Origin of the sequence: Thiorhodococcus minor, from assembly GCF_010820565.1 — a bacterium.
GTDB lineage: Bacteria > Pseudomonadota > Gammaproteobacteria > Chromatiales > Chromatiaceae > Thiorhodococcus > Thiorhodococcus minor.
Genome location: NZ_JAAIJQ010000009.1, coordinates 1 through 18,460, shown reverse-complemented (window position 1 = coordinate 18,460; position 18,460 = coordinate 1). Strand labels below are relative to the sequence as shown.

General features: G+C 66.4%; 13 protein-coding genes. 7 read left to right on the top strand and 6 right to left on the bottom strand.

Going from position 1 to position 18,460, the window contains the following annotated elements:
- The first annotated feature begins 154 nt into the window (after nt 1-154).
- Nucleotides 155-3,547 (top strand): aminotransferase class V-fold PLP-dependent enzyme, encoded by a 3,393-nt coding sequence (locus tag G3446_RS04420; protein ID WP_164451201.1) that lies wholly within the window; start codon nt 155-157, stop codon nt 3,545-3,547.
- Nucleotides 3,548-3,583: 36 nt separating this feature from the next.
- Nucleotides 3,584-4,564: a DUF72 domain-containing protein gene (locus G3446_RS04415; RefSeq protein WP_164451200.1), complete on the top strand. Its 981-nt coding sequence runs from the start codon at nt 3,584-3,586 to the stop codon at nt 4,562-4,564.
- A 455-nt stretch (nt 4,565-5,019) separates the two neighbouring features.
- Here the strand turns inward: G3446_RS04415 and G3446_RS04410 are convergent, their stop codons facing one another.
- The 3 genes from G3446_RS04410 to G3446_RS04400 form a co-directional block, all read right to left on the bottom strand.
- Nucleotides 5,020-5,646, bottom strand: a complete 627-nt coding sequence (locus tag G3446_RS04410; RefSeq protein ID WP_164451199.1) for a thioredoxin family protein — start codon at nt 5,644-5,646, stop codon at nt 5,020-5,022.
- A 27-nt stretch (nt 5,647-5,673) separates the two neighbouring features.
- Nucleotides 5,674-7,755: a protein-disulfide reductase DsbD family protein gene (locus tag G3446_RS04405; protein ID WP_245232305.1), complete on the bottom strand. Its 2,082-nt coding sequence runs from the start codon at nt 7,753-7,755 to the stop codon at nt 5,674-5,676.
- Between the two features lie 1,638 nt (nt 7,756-9,393).
- Entirely contained in the window at nt 9,394-9,633 is a 240-nt protein-coding gene (locus tag G3446_RS04400) for a hypothetical protein (protein ID WP_164451197.1), read from the bottom strand.
- Nucleotides 9,634-9,747: 114 nt separating this feature from the next.
- Here G3446_RS04400 and G3446_RS04395 point away from each other — a divergent pair, with 114 nt between their 5' ends.
- Complete coding sequence (locus tag G3446_RS04395; protein WP_164451196.1) at nt 9,748-10,179, top strand: universal stress protein; 432 nt, start codon at nt 9,748-9,750, stop codon at nt 10,177-10,179.
- 62 nt (nt 10,180-10,241) lie between these two features.
- On the top strand, nt 10,242-11,930 hold the full coding sequence (locus tag G3446_RS04390) for a BCCT family transporter (RefSeq protein ID WP_164451195.1): 1,689 nt from the start codon (nt 10,242-10,244) through the stop codon (nt 11,928-11,930).
- Between the two features lie 176 nt (nt 11,931-12,106).
- Here the strand turns inward: G3446_RS04390 and G3446_RS04385 are convergent, their stop codons facing one another.
- From G3446_RS04385 to G3446_RS04375, 3 genes are all read right to left on the bottom strand, one after another.
- On the bottom strand, nt 12,107-12,829 hold the full coding sequence (locus G3446_RS04385) for a 3'-5' exonuclease (protein ID WP_164451194.1): 723 nt from the start codon (nt 12,827-12,829) through the stop codon (nt 12,107-12,109).
- A 5-nt stretch (nt 12,830-12,834) separates the two neighbouring features.
- Complete coding sequence (locus G3446_RS04380; protein WP_164451193.1) at nt 12,835-14,736, bottom strand: DUF294 nucleotidyltransferase-like domain-containing protein; 1,902 nt, start codon at nt 14,734-14,736, stop codon at nt 12,835-12,837.
- A gap of 719 nt (nt 14,737-15,455) precedes the next feature.
- Entirely contained in the window at nt 15,456-15,992 is a 537-nt protein-coding gene (locus tag G3446_RS04375) for a WG repeat-containing protein (RefSeq protein WP_164451192.1), read from the bottom strand.
- 303 nt (nt 15,993-16,295) lie between these two features.
- Here G3446_RS04375 and G3446_RS04370 point away from each other — a divergent pair, with 303 nt between their 5' ends.
- The 3 genes from G3446_RS04370 (at nt 16,296) to G3446_RS04360 (ending at nt 18,110) form a co-directional block, all read left to right on the top strand.
- The gene (locus tag G3446_RS04370; RefSeq protein ID WP_164451191.1) at nt 16,296-16,796 is read left to right on the top strand and encodes a hypothetical protein; all 501 of its coding nucleotides are present in this window, start codon (nt 16,296-16,298) and stop codon (nt 16,794-16,796) included.
- A gap of 421 nt (nt 16,797-17,217) precedes the next feature.
- On the top strand, nt 17,218-17,586 hold the full coding sequence (locus G3446_RS04365) for a DNA-binding protein (protein WP_164451190.1): 369 nt from the start codon (nt 17,218-17,220) through the stop codon (nt 17,584-17,586).
- The gene (locus tag G3446_RS04360) at nt 17,583-18,110 is read left to right on the top strand and encodes an RES family NAD+ phosphorylase (protein ID WP_164451189.1); all 528 of its coding nucleotides are present in this window, start codon (nt 17,583-17,585) and stop codon (nt 18,108-18,110) included. The genes G3446_RS04365 and G3446_RS04360 overlap by 4 nt, the downstream gene beginning before the upstream one ends.
- Nucleotides 18,111-18,460 lie beyond the last annotated feature (350 nt).

The following is an 18,460-nucleotide window of genomic DNA, read 5'->3' as shown; positions in this document are numbered from 1 at the left end:
CCGGGGCTCGGACAGACGGACGATCGAAGGCGAAGGGCCCTGGCCCCTGCAAAGGCGTTCGTGCACGACCGATCGCACAAGCGCCCAAGGGCGATTGCGTCGCCACTGACACCTGACACCTGAAACCTGACACCTTTTCGGATAGGAGCCCGCCATGCCCGCCCCCAACGCCAGCCGCAAGGCCATCTGCGGCATCTGCCCCGCCGGCTGCTGGGTGGAAGTCGACTATGACGCCGATGGCCGGCTGGACCGTATCCGCCCCGATAAAGACCATCCGCTCGGCGCCATCTGCACCCTGGGCGAGCATGCCAAGGAGATCGTCTATTCAGAGCATCGGTTGAAGCAGCCGATGCGGCGCAAGGGCCCCAAGGGCACGCTCGACTTCGAGCCCATCAGCTGGGACCAGGCCTTCGCGCTGATGACCGAGCGGCTGGAGGCGATCAAGGCCGAGTCCGGCCCGGAGGCAACCGCCATCTACACCGGGCGCGGCAGCTTCGAGCTGGCGATGTGCGACCTCTTTCAGCCCAAGGGCGTCGCTGTCTCCTCGGCATCCAGCGTGCTCTTCCCCTTCGGCTCGCCCAACACCCTTGGCGTGGGTGCACTCTGCTATGTCTCCATGGCGATGATCGCACCTCACGTCACCATGGGGGGCATGTTCATCAACATGTTCTCCGATCTCGAGAACGCCGATCTCATCGTCGTCTGGGGCGCCAACCCGGCCACAGACTGTCCGCCGCGCGATCTCGAGCGCATCCTCGCCGCCAAGCGGCGCGGAGCCGAGGTGGTGGTGATCGATCCGCGCCGCACCCGCACGGCCAAGGCCGCCGGCGCCGAGTGGGTGCCGATCCGACCTGGGACGGACGGCGCGCTCGCCCTAGCGATGGCCAACGTCATCATCGAGGAGGAGCTCTACGACGAGGCCTTCGTCCGCGACTGGACACTCGGCTTCGGCGACTTCGGCCAATATGTCCAGCATTTCCGCGCCGAGCAGGCCGCGGCCATCACTGGCGTCCCGGCCGAGACCATCCGCCGCCTAGCGCGGCGCATCGCCCAGGCGGACGGCGCCAGCCCGGTCATGTACACCGGCCTGGAATACAGCGACTCAGGCGTCCAGGCGATCCGCGCCACCATGGTCCTCTGGGCGCTGGCGGGCCAGCTCGACCTACCTGGTGGGCGCTGCTTCGCAATGCCGCACAGCGCCTTTCCGATCAACCGCAGCGGACTGCTGGCCAACCCGGACCTCAAAAAAGCGCTCGGCCGCGACCGCTTCCCCGTCTACAGCCAGTATCGCGGGGAGTCCCACGCCATCGCCCTGCCGGAATCTGTCCTGGAGGGCAAGCCCTACCGAATTCGCGGGCTCATCGTCCTCGGCGGATCCATCATCACCTCCTGGCCGCAGCCGGAGATCTGGAAGCGGACGCTCGATGCGCTCGACTTCCTGGTCTGCATCGACCGCCAGCTCACCGCCGATTGCGCCTACGCGGATCTGGTGCTGCCGGCCACCACAGGCTTCGAGATCGACAGCTACATGCACTATGGCCCCATCTTCCGGCTGCGCGAGCGCGTCATCGAGCCGGTCGGCGAGGCCCGCAGCGACTTCCTCATCCTCGCCGAGCTGGCCCGCCGGCTCGGCTATGGCGACTGCTTCCCGCAGGACGAGGAGGCCATCCTGCGCTTCGCCCTCCAGGGCAGCGGCTATGACCTGGAGGAGGTCCGCGCGGCAGGCGGCTGGGTCAAGCGCCCGACCAGCGTGATGGAATACAGGAAGTGGGAGAAGGGACGCCTGCGCCCGGACGGCAAGCCTGGCTTCGACACACCCTCGGGCAAGCTCGAGATCGCCTCCAGCATCCTCGCCGAGCACGGCTATGATGCCCTCCCCGTCTACACAGAGCCCGCAGAAGGCCCGCTGGCCCGTCCGGACCTGGCCGAGCGCTTCCCGCTGGTCTTCAACTCGGGCGCACGCGTGACCACGGACTTCCGCTCCCAGCACCACGGCATCCCCGGCCTGGTCAAGCAGCGCCCCGAGCCGACCGTGACCATCAACACCAAGGATGCCGAGCGGCGCGGCATCGCCAATGGCGACAAGTTGCGCATCCGCTCACCACGGGGCGCAGTGGAGATGCGCGCCCTGGTCACAGACGACATCGTCCAAGGCGCGGTCGACGCCAACATGGGCGGCGGCACACCCGTCGGCCCGGCGGCCTGGCAGGAGGCCAATATCAACGCGCTGACCGACATCGAGCGCTACGACCCCATCAGCGGCTTCCCCATCTACAAGACGCTGCTGTGCGAGGTCGAGCCGGTCAGCGAGGTCGCGGAACGACTCGAAATCGACAGCGGCGAGCGCTCCACGACCTCGGCTCGACAGGAGCCGGTCGCCGCCAGCGAGCGACGCATCTATCTGGATGCCAACGCCACCACGCCCATCGCCCTGCCGGTCCGCGATGCGATGCAGACCGCACTCGAGACACTCGGGGGCAATCCGTCCAGCATCCATCGCGAAGGCAAGGCCGCGCGCCAGGCCGTCGAAGGAGCAAGACGCGCACTGGCAAGCCTGCTGGGCTGCACCGCCCGCCGCATCTACTTCACAGGCGGCGGCAGCGAGGCCAACAATCTCGCCATCAAGGGGCTAGCCTTCGCCCATCCCGAGCGCGCCCATATCATCACCACGGACGTCGAGCATCCCTCCGTGCTCGCCACCTGCCGCTGGCTCGAATCACGCATGGGTCGCCGACTGACCTATCTGCCGGTCGACGCGCACGGCCAGGTGCGCCCGAACGATCTCGCGGCGGCACTCACGGACGACACCCTCCTGGTCAGCATCATGGCCGCCAACAACGAGACCGGCACCCTGCAGCCGATCGCCGAGCTGGCCACCCTCGCCCATGCGCGCGGCGCCCGCTTCCATACGGACGCCGTGCAGGCGATCGGCAAGATTCCGCTCGATGTGAATGCGCTCGGAGTCGACCTGCTGACGCTCTCGGCCCACAAGATCCAAGGCCCCAAGGGCGTGGGCGCGCTCTATCTAGCGAAGGGCATCGCGCTGGACCCACTGGTACACGGCGGACACCAGGAGCAAGGGCTGCGCGCCGGGACCGAGAATACGCTCGGCATCGTCGGACTGGGTGCGGCCGCCGAGCTGGCCTCGAGGGCGCTCGAGCGCGCGGACGAGACCCGGGAGCTGCGCGACCGGCTGCTGGAGGGACTCATCGAGATCTTTCCGGAGGCCCACTTGAACGGGCACCCGAGCGAGCGCCTGCCCAACACCCTCAACCTGAGGATTCCAGGCGTGCGCGGCGAATCCCTGGTGATGGCGATGGATCCTCTGGGTGTGGCCCTATCGTCTGGCTCGGCCTGTCGCTCCGGCTCGCCCGAGCCATCGCACGCGCTGCTCGCGATGGGGCTGGGTACAGCCGATGCGCACTGCTCGATCCGGCTGTCGCTGACTCCAGAGACGACCGCCGCCGAGATCGAGGACGCGCTCGCGCGCTTCGCCCGCATCGCCGCTGGTGGGACGGAGGCGATCCGCTTCGTGGCTTGCCGCTAGGCGCAGCCCCGAAGCGCGTCCAGCCGCGAAGTCACCATGCAGCAGCTCGATCTCTTCGGCGACGCCCCGGACGACGCAAGCCCGCTCGTTCGGCCGGCGCAGGCGAGCTGGGCCGAGGCTGCAGAGCTCGCGGCCACCCTGCCCCGACGCCTGCGGCTCGGCACCTCGTCCTGGGCCTTCCCCGGCTGGATCGGCCTCCTCTATGACAAGGCCAATGATGCCTGCGCCTTGTCGCGACATGGTCTGCGGGCCTACGCCCAGCATCCGCTGCTGCGCAGCGTCGGCCTCGACAGCGCCTACCATGCGCCTGTGCCAACAGAGCGCCTGCGCGCCTACGCCGACCAGGTCCCGGCCGACTTCCGCTTTCTGGTCAAGGCACCAGCCCTGGTCACTGACCCCTTCGTGCGTGCCGCAGGGGGGCGCCCAGCGGAGCCCAATGCAGGCTTCCTCGACCCAGGCCTGGCGACGGATCTCGCCGCGCGCCCCTTCATCCAGGGTCTTGGTGAGCACGGCGGCGTGCTCTTGCTCCAGTTCCCGCCGCTCGGAAGGCGCATCACCGCCGACCCAAGACGCTTCGCCGAGTCGCTCTACCGCTTCCTGAAGCGCCTGCCTGAAGGCCCCTGCGTGGCCGTCGAGGTGCGCGATCGCGAGCTGCTGACACCCGATCTCGCCGCCGCCCTGAGACACGGCGGCGCCCACCCCGCCTACAGCCTGCACCCGCGCCTGCCGCCCTTGCGGCAGCAGCGGGAGCGCTTCGCAGACCGTCCGGCCGGCCCCTTGATCCTGCGCTGGATGCTCCGGGCCAATCGCGGATATGCCGAGGCCCGTATGCGCTTCCAGCCGTTCGATCGCTTGCAGGAGCCAGATCCCGCGTCACGCGCGGAGATCACCGACCTCGTCGCCGCGGCGCTTGGCCAAGACCGCGACGTCTATGTAATCGCCAACAACAAGGCGGAGGGCTGCGCGCCCTTGAGCTTGCTGGCCCTCGCGCGGAGCCTGGCCAGCCAAGTTGATTGACCTCAGGGTCATCCCGGACTTCATGATTCGGTCTCCGACCAGAGAGCTTCGCCCTCGCGCCGGCCGCTGGCGGCTACCTACCTCGATACTGCGCCGGCGCCGTGCCATGCGCTTCCAGGACCTCAGGCGCCTGGCTCGCCAACTCGGAATCTATCCGCTCGACCAGCAGCTCGAATCGCCAAGCGGCGCCGAAATCGAACAGGAAGCCGATTGGCTAAGGGCCGTGGCTTTCTTGTCCTCCACCCGCCTGTCGCTCAGATGCTCACCGAAGAAGAGCCAGCGACTGACCGAGCCTCCACCGAGCGTCGCCCGCTTGAGCCGCTCGACCTGGGCCGTGAGCGCGGCCAAGTCTTTTGCCTGCCGCTATGGCCTTGCCGATCGCACCGGCGACCGGCTCCCGCTGACGCTGTGTGCGCATGCGCTCCGTGGTGGCGATGGAGCCCCATTCTCCAGCCTCAGTACTTGACCGAGCAGCCGTAGGGACGTGCCACCGGCGTGCCAAGGGATTCACCGGCCGCGAGATCGGCGAGCGCTGCGCGGACATAATTGGTCGCCCCCGCGATGTCGGCCGGATCGGTCGTCGGCCGGTCGTCGATGCCGCCCATGTAGACCAAGGTCCCGGAGCCGTCGATGACGAAGAGGTGCGGCGTCGTCTGGGCACCATAGGCGCGACCCATGGTGCCCTCTGGATCGAGCAGTACGGCCGTCGGGGAGGCATCGCGCTGCCTGGTCAGCGCATCGGCCTCGGCGGGGCTGACGTACCCCTGCTTGCCGGGCGCCGAGGAGATCACCGACAACCAGAGCACGCCGTTTCCAGCGGCCTCGCGTTGCAGGGCCTGCATGTTGCCGCTGCCGTAATGCTTACGCACATAGGGGCAGTCGTGATTCGTCCATTCCAGCACGACTGTCTTGCCGTGCAGGTCGGCGAGTCTCCAGGATTGCCCGCTGGTATCCGTGCCTGTGAAGGCCGGCGCTGGGGCACCGACCTCGGGCTTCGCCAAGGCGCTGCCCGTGAGGAGTAGGCCGATCAAGATCAGCATGGTGGCGTGCGCGCGCGGCGATCGGGTTAGTAGAAGGGACATAGAGAGATCCTCGTGGTGGGAAAGAGTTCATCTCGGGGAGTCGGACTGATGATTGCGGACAGGCGTCGATGGGGCCTCGATGGTCTCACGGACGCTGCCCGCGGTCAGGATCTGGGGGAGCACCCGCGGCTCTCCCTGTGGAGGATAGTAAACATAGAGCGGCACGCCGCTGCGGCCGAAGTCCGCCAGATAGGCCGTGATCGCCGGGTCCCGGTTGGTCCAATCGCCCTTCAGATAGCGCACCTGATGCTTCGCGAGCAGGGCCGCTGTCGCGGCCGTCGACAAGGCGACGCGCTCGTTGACCAGGCAGGTGATGCACCAGGCGGCGGTCATGTTGACCAGCACGGGGCGCCCCTCGGCCCGCGCCTCGGCAAGACGGCTGGCCGAATAGGGCTGCGCGCGCAGGGTCGGTCGGCCAGCATTCGCCGGCTCCTCGGGCGACCTTGCGGGGACGTCCAGTTCGTCGGTCGAGACGCCGAGCAAAAGAGCCGCGAGGATGGTCGCTCCAGCGGTCACGGCGCCAGCCTGACGCCGTCTCGGCGCGCTCAGCAAGGTGCGCTCGCGCACCCACAGCCCAAAGGCGAGCAGTAGCATGCCGGTCAGCCCCAGCGCCACCCCGTCCGGCCCGGTCTGGACCGCCAGCACCCAGAGGAGCCAGGCCGCGGCCGCGAGCATCGGGAAGGCGAGTGCCTGCTTCAGGGTCTCCATCCAGGGTCCGGGACGCGGCAGCCAACGAACCAGCGCCGGGAACAGTGACAGCGCCAGGAACGGCAGGGCCAGTCCCAGCCCCAGGGCCAGCAGCACCGACAGGGCCTGGCCCCAGGGCAGCGTGAGGCCATAGCCGAGTGCCGCCCCCATGAAAGGCGCCGTGCAGGGCGCCGCGACGAGCGCCGCGAGCGCGCCGGCGCCGAATGCACCCCCCAGCCCCCGTCCGGTCTGCCCGCCTCCCAGCGCCATCAGACGCCCCCCAAGTGTCACCGCCCCGGCCAGTGCGAGTCCGATGACCAGGAAAACGTCGGCCATGACCGCGACGAAAGGCGGATACTGGAGCTGAAAGCCCCATCCGACGGCGGCTCCGCCGGCGCGCATGGCCAGCAGCAGCGCACCCAAGAGTCCGAAGAAGAGCAGAGCCCCGCCCGTGTAGGCAAGGCCGTTGAGGGCGTGCCGCCCTGCCCCGTCCAGCAGGCTCAGCGCCTTGATCGCGAGCACAGGGAAGACGCAGGGCATCAGGTTGAGGATCAGGCCACCGAGCAGCGCGAGACCGAGGGCGAGCGGCCAAGTCAGTGCATCGCGCTCCGCGGCCTGCGCCGCCGATGGCGCCACATCACCGCGCTCGGCGACGACTGAGAAGGCGCCAACGGCGCCGTCTCCATCACTGATGACCAGGACGCCCTCGGGATCTGCGGTTGCAGCCAGACTCCCGGGTGTCAGATCGATCTCCAGCCGCTCCGCGCCGATCCGCCAGGGCTGCGGCGCGGCATGCTCGATGAGGCCCCAGCTCCCCGCGAAGAAGCGGACGGATGCCGGCTCCGCGTCCTGAATGGCGGGATTGAGGACGCCTGGGATCGACAGCCTGAGTCCGTCATCATGCGCGCCGAGCAGCGCCCCCTGCAGGCGATCCCTGGGCAGTGCACGACGGGCATCGGCAAAGAGGTCTGCCCATGCCGGATCGGCGGCGCCCGCTGCCTCGGCGGTCCGCAGCCTCAGCTCCAGCAAGCCGGACTCGGGGATGCAATGCTCGGCGCAGACCAGCCAATGGGCCTCCGCGCGCATGTCAAGCGGCGTTCCGGCTGGCCAGTCCGCTGGCACCGAGAGCTCGACGAGATGCACGGCGCGGCCAGAGTAGCCGTAATTGGCGAGCGGCCCGACCCGGATCAGCTCTGGGTAGGGCCAGCGGATGGCGCCCGCGACCACGCCCTCGGGCAAGGTCCAGTCGATGCGCGGCGCCTCGCCCGAGTCACCGGGATTGCGCCAGTAGGTGTGCCAGCCTGGTTGGATGTCGAGCACCACGGCCAGCTCGACGCCAGCGCCAGGTGCGATCGGCGTGCGCTCCGCGATCAGCCGGGCCGTGACATGCTCGGTGGTGACCGAGCTGGCCGAGCCCGGCAAGGGGAGTATCAGCAGGATCGTGAGCAGCCAAGCCCAAGCAGGCCCCAATCGGCGTCGACGCGATCGCTCATGGCCGCCGGCGCCATTCGCCCGGCCCGGAACTTCGCCGATGTGTCGAAACCGCTTCAAGGGACCCCGCAGCCGCCAAACAGAGACCGGCTCGGGCGTGAGCGCGAGCTAATCGTGACATTGAGATCCGAGACAATCGGCATGGGGTCGGCTATGGCGTCGATACAGATCGGTTCAACCAATGTCTCGCGCGCTGTTCCGGATCCGCTTTGGAATCCTGCCCCTCGTCCCCGAATGCCCCCGAGTGATCGGATCTAGCGGGTGCCTGGGCGACAGGGAAGGCGATTTCCCGGGTGCCGCGGCAGGTGTCGCCCGTGCAGCCCTCGTCCCGATAGGCGCGCACGATCAGCCCAGGGAACAAGCGAAGCAGCTCGTTGGGCGCGATCCGAAACTCAGGATTCGAGGGACCGCGATCCGTGACCGCCACGCGGCTGAGGGTCTGGGCGTCGATCATCGATTGGCCCGGCGTCCCGCAAGGGTGGACAAGCGCAGCGCAGTCCACCAACGCCGGCGCGGGATTCGGTGGACTTCGCTCTCGCTCGCTCGCCCACCGGTCCAACTGACGATCGAGGCCAAGATCTGATGCAGCAGTAGACCATCCGGACGCAAAGCCGCGGCCAAGGCCGGAGCCAGACCGCGGTCGAGAAAATGCGCGACACAAACCAGGTCGGCCGATCGCAGCGGCCGGGAAGCGCGCCATCTCCTGGAATGCCAGTGTCTGCGCTTGCTCAAGGTCCATGTCACTTGCCTCCGCCGCTTGTGGGTTGGCCATGCGTGGCCGTGCTGAAGGAGCTCGTCTGCGGCCAGCCAATCCGCAGATGCAGTCGATCCATCTGCGCCACGAGGAGATCCGGATCCTCGGGATCGGCTCGGGCGTGGCGCGGATGGCGAGCTGAGGCCCCTGCTCTGGTCGTCGCGGCGATCGGAAGACAGGACAAGACCTGGACAGGATCAGTCGGCGCAGACCAGCACTCCAGCGGGAGGGTCGTGACCGCATCGCCTTTACAGCCAGAGGCCGCGCAAGCGCAAGGCTGCGTCTAATTATCCTAGAAAGAGGCTTTGCATGCCCATGTTCTGAACAATGTATTCCTTGTATTTTGCTTGGTCATCACGATTCTCTCGATCGTAGGCGATACGAGAAGCGGTTGCCCAACGAGAGGGCGATCTGTCGAGCCACCCGAGAGGTTTTCGGTTCGGCCATCAAGATTCAACGAATATAGGTGACATCATGAGCGAAGAGACCATGCGCAAGAACGAACGCAAGGCCTACTGGATGATTTGGGCCATCTGCCTGGCACCACTGGTTCCTTACGCGCTGCGCGGCGCGGGCTGAGTGCCGAGCGTCGAGCACCGCCGGGCATGAGTCTGGCGGTGCTCGAGCGCAACCCCGAGGCGGGCTCGACCACTCCGCCTCGGTCCCAGGAGACCAAGCAACTCGTCCCTGAATTCGGAACCCTTCCACAGATGGAGCGCACCCCTCGACTTGCAGGCACGCGGACTCCAGGAGCCGGCGCTCCAACATCACCCCACCACAGTTGAATGAGGCACTCGGGAGTGCGGTCGTCGCCGTCACCACTCCCAGCCCATCGCTTGCTCCAAGGCCTCCACGACTGCGATAAGGCATCGCGTGACAGGCTCGGAAGTAAAGCGGTAGACGAGCCGACAGCCTGGCATCGGGTCGTTCTCACCCCAACGCATCCCCAACGTCTGAAGCGCAAATCGCGCGCAGACCTCGCGCCCCACCTCGGGACTCGTGGTCAACGGCGGCCACAGCAGCAGGCTCGGGAGATCCTGGGCCAGCTCCAGCAAGGCCTCCAGCCGTTCTGTTAACCTGCTTGTCTACCTAACCGACGAGCCGGTTGCGCGGTGTGCAGGAGGATCCGCCGCGGCATGCGCTCGCATAACCCCAGGAGGCACGCATTCATGTTCAACAAAATTATGGTGCCGGTCGATCTTGCGCACCTGGGTGCGCTGGAGAAGGCCCTGACCGTGGCGGCCGATCTTTCGCGCCACTACGGGGCGGCCCTGTGCTACATCGGCGTGACCACATCCCAGCCCAGCGCGGTGGCCCGCACGCCCGAGGAATATGAGGTCAAGCTCAGGGCATTCGCCCACGAGCATGCCCCCGACAGCGGTCATGAGCCCACGGCGCGCGTCTACAACAGCCATGATCCGGTGGCCGACCTGGACGATATCCTCGTCCGGGCCATCGATGACGTCGGTGCGGACCTGGTGGTCATGGCGACCCATCTGCCCACCCATCTCGACGCAATCATGCCCCCCAACGGCGCCAAGATCGCAAAGCACACTAGGGCGTCCGTGCTCCTCGTGCGTAATGACTTCTCGGCCGAATGACCGCGCCTGAATACCACCGCACAAGCCCCCGCACTAGAACCAGGCAGTCAAGGGAGAATCTCGTGGAAAAAGAACCCTCAACAGCTCCGGAGGCCCCGCTGGAGTCGGTCGGCATACCGGCCCCGCAGGGAGCCGCCAATCTGATCGATACCGATTACCAGATCGGTCAGGACAACTATCAGGCCCGTCCGCTCGGGGTGAATATCGACATCCATGGCTCCGTGTTCGCCGTGTCGTCCCTGATGATCCTCGGCTTCGTGGTGCTGACCCTGGCCCTACCCGAGCAGGCCACCGCCATCTTCAATGGAGCGAAGGGCTGGATCAACACCCATGCGACCTGGTTCTATCTGCTATCGGCCAACATCTTCGTGTTGCTGTGTCTCGGCCTGATCCTCTCGCCCCTAGGACGCATTCGCATCGGCGGCGCCGATGCGACGCCGGACTTCTCACGGACCTCCTGGTTCGCCATGCTATTCGCGGCGGGCATGGGTATCGGCCTGATGTTCTATGGCGTGGCCGAGCCCTTGACCCACTACGGGACGTCCCTGGAAGGCACAACCCTGGGCGACGACGGCGTGCGCACGGATTGGGCTCCTCTCAGGGCGGCTGCCGGTGATGAGGAGGCCGCCACCCGCCTGGGTATGGCCGCGACCTTGCTCCACTGGAGCCTGCATCCCTGGGCGATGTATGCCGTCGTGGCCTTGGCCTTGGCGATCTTCTCCTACAACAAGGGCCTGCCGATGACGGTGCGGTCCATCTTCTACCCGATTCTGGGTGAGCGCATCTGGGGCTGGCCGGGACACATCGTCGACATCCTGGCGGTGTTCGCGACCCTGTTCGGACTGGCCACGTCCCTCGGGTTTGGCGCCGAGCAGGCGGCCTCGGGGCTGCACTACCTGTTCGGGATCGGTGACGGGGATGTGACCCTGGTGCTGCTGATCACCGGCATTACAGCGGTGGCCCTGGGATCCATCGTGGCCGGCGTGGACAAGGGCGTGAAGCGTCTGTCCGAGATCAACATGGTGCTGGCCTTCCTGCTGCTGATGTTCGTGGTGGTCGTGGGGCCGACACTGCTCATCTTTACCAGTTTCTTCAAGAATATCGTCAGCTACCTGGGTGAGCTGCCCTTCCTGTCCAACCCCTTCGCACGGGAGGACGTCAATTACAGCCAGGGCTGGACCACCTTCTACTGGGGCTGGTGGATCAGCTGGTCGCCCTTCGTGGGCATGTTCATCGCCCGAGTGAGCCGGGGGCGCTCGGTGCGGGAGTTCCTGATCTCCGTGATGCTCATCCCCACCACTGTGTCTATCTTCTGGTTTACGGCCTTCGGCACCACGGCCATCGATCAGGTGCGAAAGGGCTTCGAGGGGGCCGTCTCGGCGGAGCTGCCGTTGCAGCTGTTCATGATGCTGAGCGAGCTGCCGCTGACGGAGATCACCTCGTTCATCGGTATCGTGCTCGTGCTCGTGTTCTTCATCACCTCCTCGGATTCCGGGTCATTGGTGATCGACACCATCGCGGCGGGCGGCAAGATCGATGCTCCCAAGCCCCAACGGGTGTTCTGGGGCGTCATCGAGGGTGCCGTCGCCATCGCACTCCTGCTGGGAGGTGGGCTGGCAGCCCTACAGGCGGTGGCGGTATCCGCCGGCCTGCCCTTCACCCTGCTGCTCCTGGCGGGCTGCTACGCCATCATCATGGGGCTGCTGAGCGAGCCCCGGATCGCCAAGCCGACCAGGCCGACGGCCCCTTGACGGCGGTGGAGGAGGGCGGCCGCGGCCGCCCTCTTCGTTGGCTGCAGGCCTTCACCGCCCAGCACCCATACAGCCGATCAGTTTGAACACGAGACAGTTGAAAACCGGACAGGATTCACAGGGTGAGCAGGATTGAAAACAGCTAATTGGAGGATCCTGTCAATCTTGTCGAAAAGCTAGATCCAGAGGTCGGATACCGGTGTGCTCGGCCCAAAATGCCGGGCCATCTGGGCCTGGAAGAGCTCCGCGGTGGCCATGGCATCCACCTTGGCGTGATGGGAGGAGTAATGGGGCAGGCCGTAGCGACCGCGGCTGTCGGCCAGCCGGATGGAGGACGGCTGGATGCCGAGCAGGCGCTTGATGCCACGCAGACGGCCATGGCGCTCCCAGCGCGCTTCGAGGGCCATGGTGTCGATCAGGGGAAACAAGCAGTGCTCACCGCGATTGGCCATGACGGCGGCATCGAGGAACGGCCGTTCGATATTGCGATAGTGGACGACCACCAAGCGGCCGGCAAGCTCGGACAGCACCTCGTCGAGGATCGCGGCGATGGGCGGCGCCTGCTCGACCTCCGAGTGGGTAATGCGATGGAAGGCGATGGACTCCTCCGTGAGCGGCCGGGGCGGCTTGACGACCCAGTAACGGCCCGCCGACGGACGGATGACCCGCAGGTCGAAGGGCACCAGGCCGATGCTGACGATGGCGTGCTCGCGGGGATCCATGCCCGTGGTCTCGAAGTCCAATGCCACCAGCGGGACGTCCCCGATAGGGCCTTCCTCTGCTGGCACACCCGCCGCGTAGAAGCGCTTGAGAGCCGGGGTCTTGCAAGCCTCGGCCTGACGGGCGAAATAGTCCGCCCAGCTCGGGGAGGCCTGCCGCTGGTGCTTGCCTAGGATCATTGCGGTCAGCGGCTCGGGCTGGGATAGCGGAAGCGCAGGAAGCTCTGAGCATTGCTCAGGATCTGAAAGGCCTCCTTGAGATTGTGGCGCTCGCTGTCCGATACACGATCCGGCTGGATGGCATTGTGCGGCTCGTGATCGTCCCTAATCGCTTGAGCCTGATGGCGCATCCGCACAATGGACAGGAACTCTAGGGCATAGCTCAACTTGTCGGTCTGCCCGGCCGGTAGGGCCCCGGCCGCACTGATCTCGTCGAGCCGCTCGAAGCCGTTCTGGCCGCGGGAGCCCACGCCTAGGGCATGGACCCGAATGACATCGTTCAGCGGGGCGATTCCGCGACCTTTGAGATTGATGCTGTTGTTGTGCCGTCCGTCCTGCTCCAGCACGAAGGTGCGGAAAAAGCCGAGGGGCGGCGTGCGGCCGAGGGCATTGCGCGCCAGGGCGGCGAGGAACCGGGGGCTGGCCTTGGCCCGGGCGGCGATCAGGTCCTGCAATTCCTCCACGAATCGCGTCTCGCCGTGGATCGCGTCCAGGTCGAAGAAGATGGAGCTGTGCAGCAGCCGCTGAGGATCCGGCTTGGCGATCCAGTCGCTGAAATAGCGTTTCCAGCGGGCGAGGGGCTGGCGCCATTGGTCGTTGGTGGCCATGACGCCCCCCTTGCAGTAAGGGTAGCCGCAGGCGTTCAGCCCATCGCTCACGTATCGCGCCAGCTCCTTGAAGTAGTCATCGTGGCGCTTCGGCTCGAAAGCGTCGTGGAGCACCATGGCATTGTCCTGATCCGTGGTAATCGACTGATCGTTGCGCGCGAGGGAGCCGTGCCCCATGAAGCAATAGGGAACAGGGGGCGGGCCGAGATCGGCCTCGGCAAGCTCCACCAGACGACGCATCAGGCTGCGGCCGACACTCGACATGGCCCCACCGATCATCCGCGAGGTGGCGCCCTCGTCGACTAGCCGCACGAAGGAGGCCCGCACCTCGGGCGTAAGGCGCGCGAGGGCCTTGACCGAGGTGCGGCTGAAGATGTTGTTGACCAGGTAGAGGCTGTTGTTGGTCTCGTAGCGGACGATGTCCGACAGGTACACCACCCCCACGGGACGGCGACGATGGAGGATCGGCAGTCGCTGAATGTTGTTGCGCAGCATGGTCAACATGGCCTCGTTGACCGACTCGTTGGACTGGATGGTGATGATCCAGCCGTGGCTGATACGAGCGAGCGGGGTCTGCGGCGAGGCCCCCTCGGCGACGATGCGCTGCCGCAAGTCCTTGTCCGTGATCATGCCCGTGAGCAGCCACTGCCGTCCCTCGGCGTCGGCGAACATGCGGTCCGAATCCTCGTCGTTGCCGGGCTTGAGCAGCAGCACCGAAGAGACGTCGTGCTCGGTCATGAGGCGTGCCGCCTCCTGCACGCTGGCCGACTCCTCGATCATGACCGGCAGCCGGGAGATGAGGCGGCGCACCGGCGTGGCGATCATGTCGTTGTTGCGCAGGCTCTGCTCGACCGTGCTCTTGAGCCGCGAGCCGGACAGCTCCACGAAATCGGCGAAATCGTCGTCTGCGGCGCACAGTTGGTCAAAGACGGACTTGGGAATCAGATAGACCAGGGTGTCCTCGATGGCCTGCACCGGGAAGCGCACCTGGCCGTCCCTCAGCAGGGCGAACTGCCCGAAGATATCCCCCTCGCCGAGGCGGCTGAAGAGCTGGCCGTTGTGGCGGTACACTTCCACCGCGCCGCTGCGGATGTAGGACAGGGCCTGCACCTGTCGGTCCCGTTCGGCCATGATGGTGCCGGCCTTGGAATAGGCGATCTCCACCGCGCCGGCCACCTTGTCGAGGAGATCGTCGGGCAGCCCGTCGAAGGGCGGATGACGGCTGATATGATCGCGAATCTCCAGGATTTCTGCTTCCATGGTGCCCCCGCGCTGCGGATCTTCTGCCCCGTCGCTGGGACTGTAGAGGTGCCCTCGGGTGCTGGCAAGCCCGGGGCCCTCCCGCAGAGCACGGACACATGCCCCGCCGGCTCCTGTGGCACCGACGAGCTCAGTCGGGGGCGGGCATGTGCGAACGGACTCACGCATTGGGCGACCCACGGCTCGAGCGTCACCAAGAAATCGCCCTCTTTCCCGCGACTGGCTGGTGACCGGCCAGATCGGCCAGACCAGCCCGGCATCCTTCGTCTGAGGGCCGAAACACTTCACCCCCATCCTGGTCACGACCCTCGGCGAGCGCTCTCCCTGCGTTCTGCAAAGGATCAACGGGAGGCTGGGCCGGGCGCTAGCAAAGGTCTGATCCTGAGGTATCCCCAGATTAAAGGAGACCACCAGCGCGCCGTCGCGGCCAGCGTGCGCAAAGAGGCCATCCTCGCCGAGCACGGACCGATCGGCGACTCGCCCTATCGCGTCGACAGCGTTTCCTCCGCGTTGGAAACGGACCGGGGGATGTGGGCGGCGCAGGTGCCGCTCAAGGCGAGCCGCCAGGGGCACCCACCTTCGCCACGCCCAGCTTCACTCGCTTCAGCGAGGTCGGCGGGCGGCTCACGGGGCTCCTGGACGGCGCGGCGCGGACGGAGCGGACGTTGCAATGAGCGCCGGACGCGATGTGCTCCCTGGCCGAGTCCCCGAAGTCCCCCTCAGCGCGCCCGCGCCTGCGCCTCGCTGAGCTGCACCGGGACGACTTCCCGGCCCTGACGGTCGACCCAGCCCCAGCGTCCACCGCTCACGTGGCTGTGCTCGCCCTCCTGAAGCGGCCGACAGCCGCGACACACCAGCGCCCTGCCCTGCGCAAAGGGCCAGCCCCAGTCGTAGCGCGGGCCGATGACCTCTCGGAAGTGGGCGTCGGCATAGACGATGCGGCCCTGGCGTCGGGAGCGGACCAGCCCCTCGGCAAAGGGATCTGGGGCATTGTCCAGGGTCACCACGGGTAACGCGGCGCCCGAAGGCCGAGCGTAGTACCAGCGTCCCGCGACCCAAACGCTCGCGAGCCCCTCTGTCTCGTAGCGCATCTGTCGAAGATGCCTCTGTGCCAGAATCAGCCGCTCGCCCTCGCGGGCCGCACACGCGGGGTGAGACGCTAGCTCGGCGTCAGCGGCCCGCGCGACATAGGCGCAGGTCAGCGGAAAGCCGTCGGCGCCGGTGAAGGCGCTCCAGAGTAAGAGGGCCAGTGTCATTGGAGCACGTCGTCCCATGGCGGTCGGCCTGTCTTCTAATCTCCGGGGAAGCCCAAGCATCACACAGCCGGTCAGTCTTCGACCAGTCACCGCGTCGACCATGGCAGACAGTCGGTTACAGCCACGTATCACAGCTTATCCACAGTTCCATGCAGAGGATCTGGGGACAAGCGCGCGATGCGGCTCGCCGACACCGTCGTATGATGCCTCTGGTGTGAGGGGATCCACCGTCCGGCCGGATCGACACGGGGCAGTCTTGGCGTGGCGGCATCCCTATTCCATGGGATCGGAGGACTCGAAAGCATGCGTGTCGCGCTCACCCTGAGCTTCACGGCCAATCTGATGCTGGCCATCTTCTCTATCCTCGTCCTGCCCGAGCGGGTGGCCATCCATTTCGCCTGGGGCGGTGCCGCCGACGGTTGGGCCGCTCGGCTCGACAGCGTCCTGTTGACGCTCAGTCTGGACACCCTGCTTTTCCTGACCTTCTGGCTCTCGCCCGCACTACTGCGCCGGACACCGGTCAACTGGGTCAACCTGCCCAACCGCGCCTATTGGCTGAGCCCCGAGCGGCGCGAAGCGACCATCGCCCGCTTCTGCGAGCGGCTCTGGGCCTTCGGCGCGGCACTCTTTCTCTTCCTGCTGGCCGTCGGGCTCTTGACCCTCGCGGCCAATCGTTCCGATCCCGTCCGGCGCGATCAGCCGCTGTTCCTCGTCGCGCTTGGGCTCTTCCTGGCCTACACGCTCTATTGGACTGTGGCACTGATCCAGGACTTTCGTCTGCCGACGGGCTCGGGCGGCACCTAGCTGGCAGAGCCACCAATCAATGCCTGCGCCAAGATTGGACCGACAAGGAGCACAGGCTCGATCCTGATGGGGCGATGCCATTCGGTCTGTAGGCGGCGAACATCTCGTCGCAGTCAGGGGCGCTCGTCGGCTTGGTCCGACTGACGGCCGTCGGCGAGGAGCGGTCACTGGACCCTGTCCACGCTTCGTCCGCTGCATCCTGCTAGCGGAAAGTCCCTTTCGTTTTGCGAGTGACAAGTCACGACCCAGAGCGGTCAGTCAGCGGGAAAGATTATGTGACCTTAGTCGGGCATGCAGCTGACACTCGACGAGGCTGTCTGGGGGCTCGGAAAGGCTACATATAGGAACAGACGGCAACTAGAGCTATGCCTATACTGTGCGTAGAATGTGCGTTTCTGACATCCACCCTAGGAGAAACCTAATGGGCGCCATCTTTGCAGACGTGCTCGAATCGACGCGGGAGCCGGGTACGTCGCGATTCTCGGCATCGGGCGTTGCTGACATTCTCGGCCTGCAACAACAGGATCTGGCCGCACTGGCGGGGGTCCATCGCAACACGCTGCGCACCCATCCGGAATCGCCAAGACTGCAATCCGCACTGCGTGACCTGATGCGCGTGTTGTCGGCCGCCACGGCGGTGCAGCCGGACCCGCAACGCGCCATCTTCCTAATCAAGAACGAGCCCATTCCCGCGTTTCGTCACAAGACCCTGTTGCAACTGATTCAAGACGGGCGAACCGAGGATGCGATCGGCTACCTGGAGTCGATCAGCGCCGGTTTCGTCGGATGATCCTATGCGACCTGCCCCCCGGCACCACGTTGTTCCGGGCGCATGCCCCGCAGTGGGCCAGCCGGCCCATCAGCGGTGCAGGCGCCGCAATCCGAGGGGGACGATTCAACCGAGAGGGCGTGGAGGCGCTGTACCTGTCGCTGGATGAGGTGACCGCCTTGCGCGAGTACCAGCAGACCTCACCCTTCCTGCCACCCTGCACCATGTGCTCGTACACCGTGGCCCTGCGTGACCTGGTCGACTTGCGCCAGCTCCACGACGGCGAGCCCTGGGACGACCTGTGGCACGACTGGCGCGAGGACTGGCGCCACCTGAAGTTCGAGCGGCACATCGAGCCGCCAACATGGGTTCTCGCCGATCTGGTGCTGGCGCACGGACACACCGGCATCCTCTTTCCGAGCCAGGCGCATGAGGGTGGAACGAACGTGGTCGTTTACTCAGAGCGGCTCAAGGATGGCAACTCGATCACCGTCAACGACCCGGACGGGCGGCTTCCTCGCAACATGTCCAGTTGGGCGCGATGATCTCCCGCAGTTTGCCGATTTCCAGCTCGCGATGAACGACCCGGAGTGTCGCGTCTGCGCTCGTGATACCCGTCGGGTCGATCCCTCGCCGACGGGACTCGCGCAGGGCGACAACCTTCTCAGCCCGGGCCGTCCCGCTCCGGGTCGCTGCTCCGCCTCGAGTAGCGCCGTTGGCGCACTCGGGCTACGCACGACCCTACGACGAATGACTCTACGGCGTGTGTGACTGCGCTTTGCATATTGCCTTCACGACGAAGGACTCACGTCCTTCGTCATAATCCCGGGTGCCGAATAATGCCGAGTCACCCTGCAAGCACCGTATGGCGACTGGGCTGCGGGGCCACTCGACT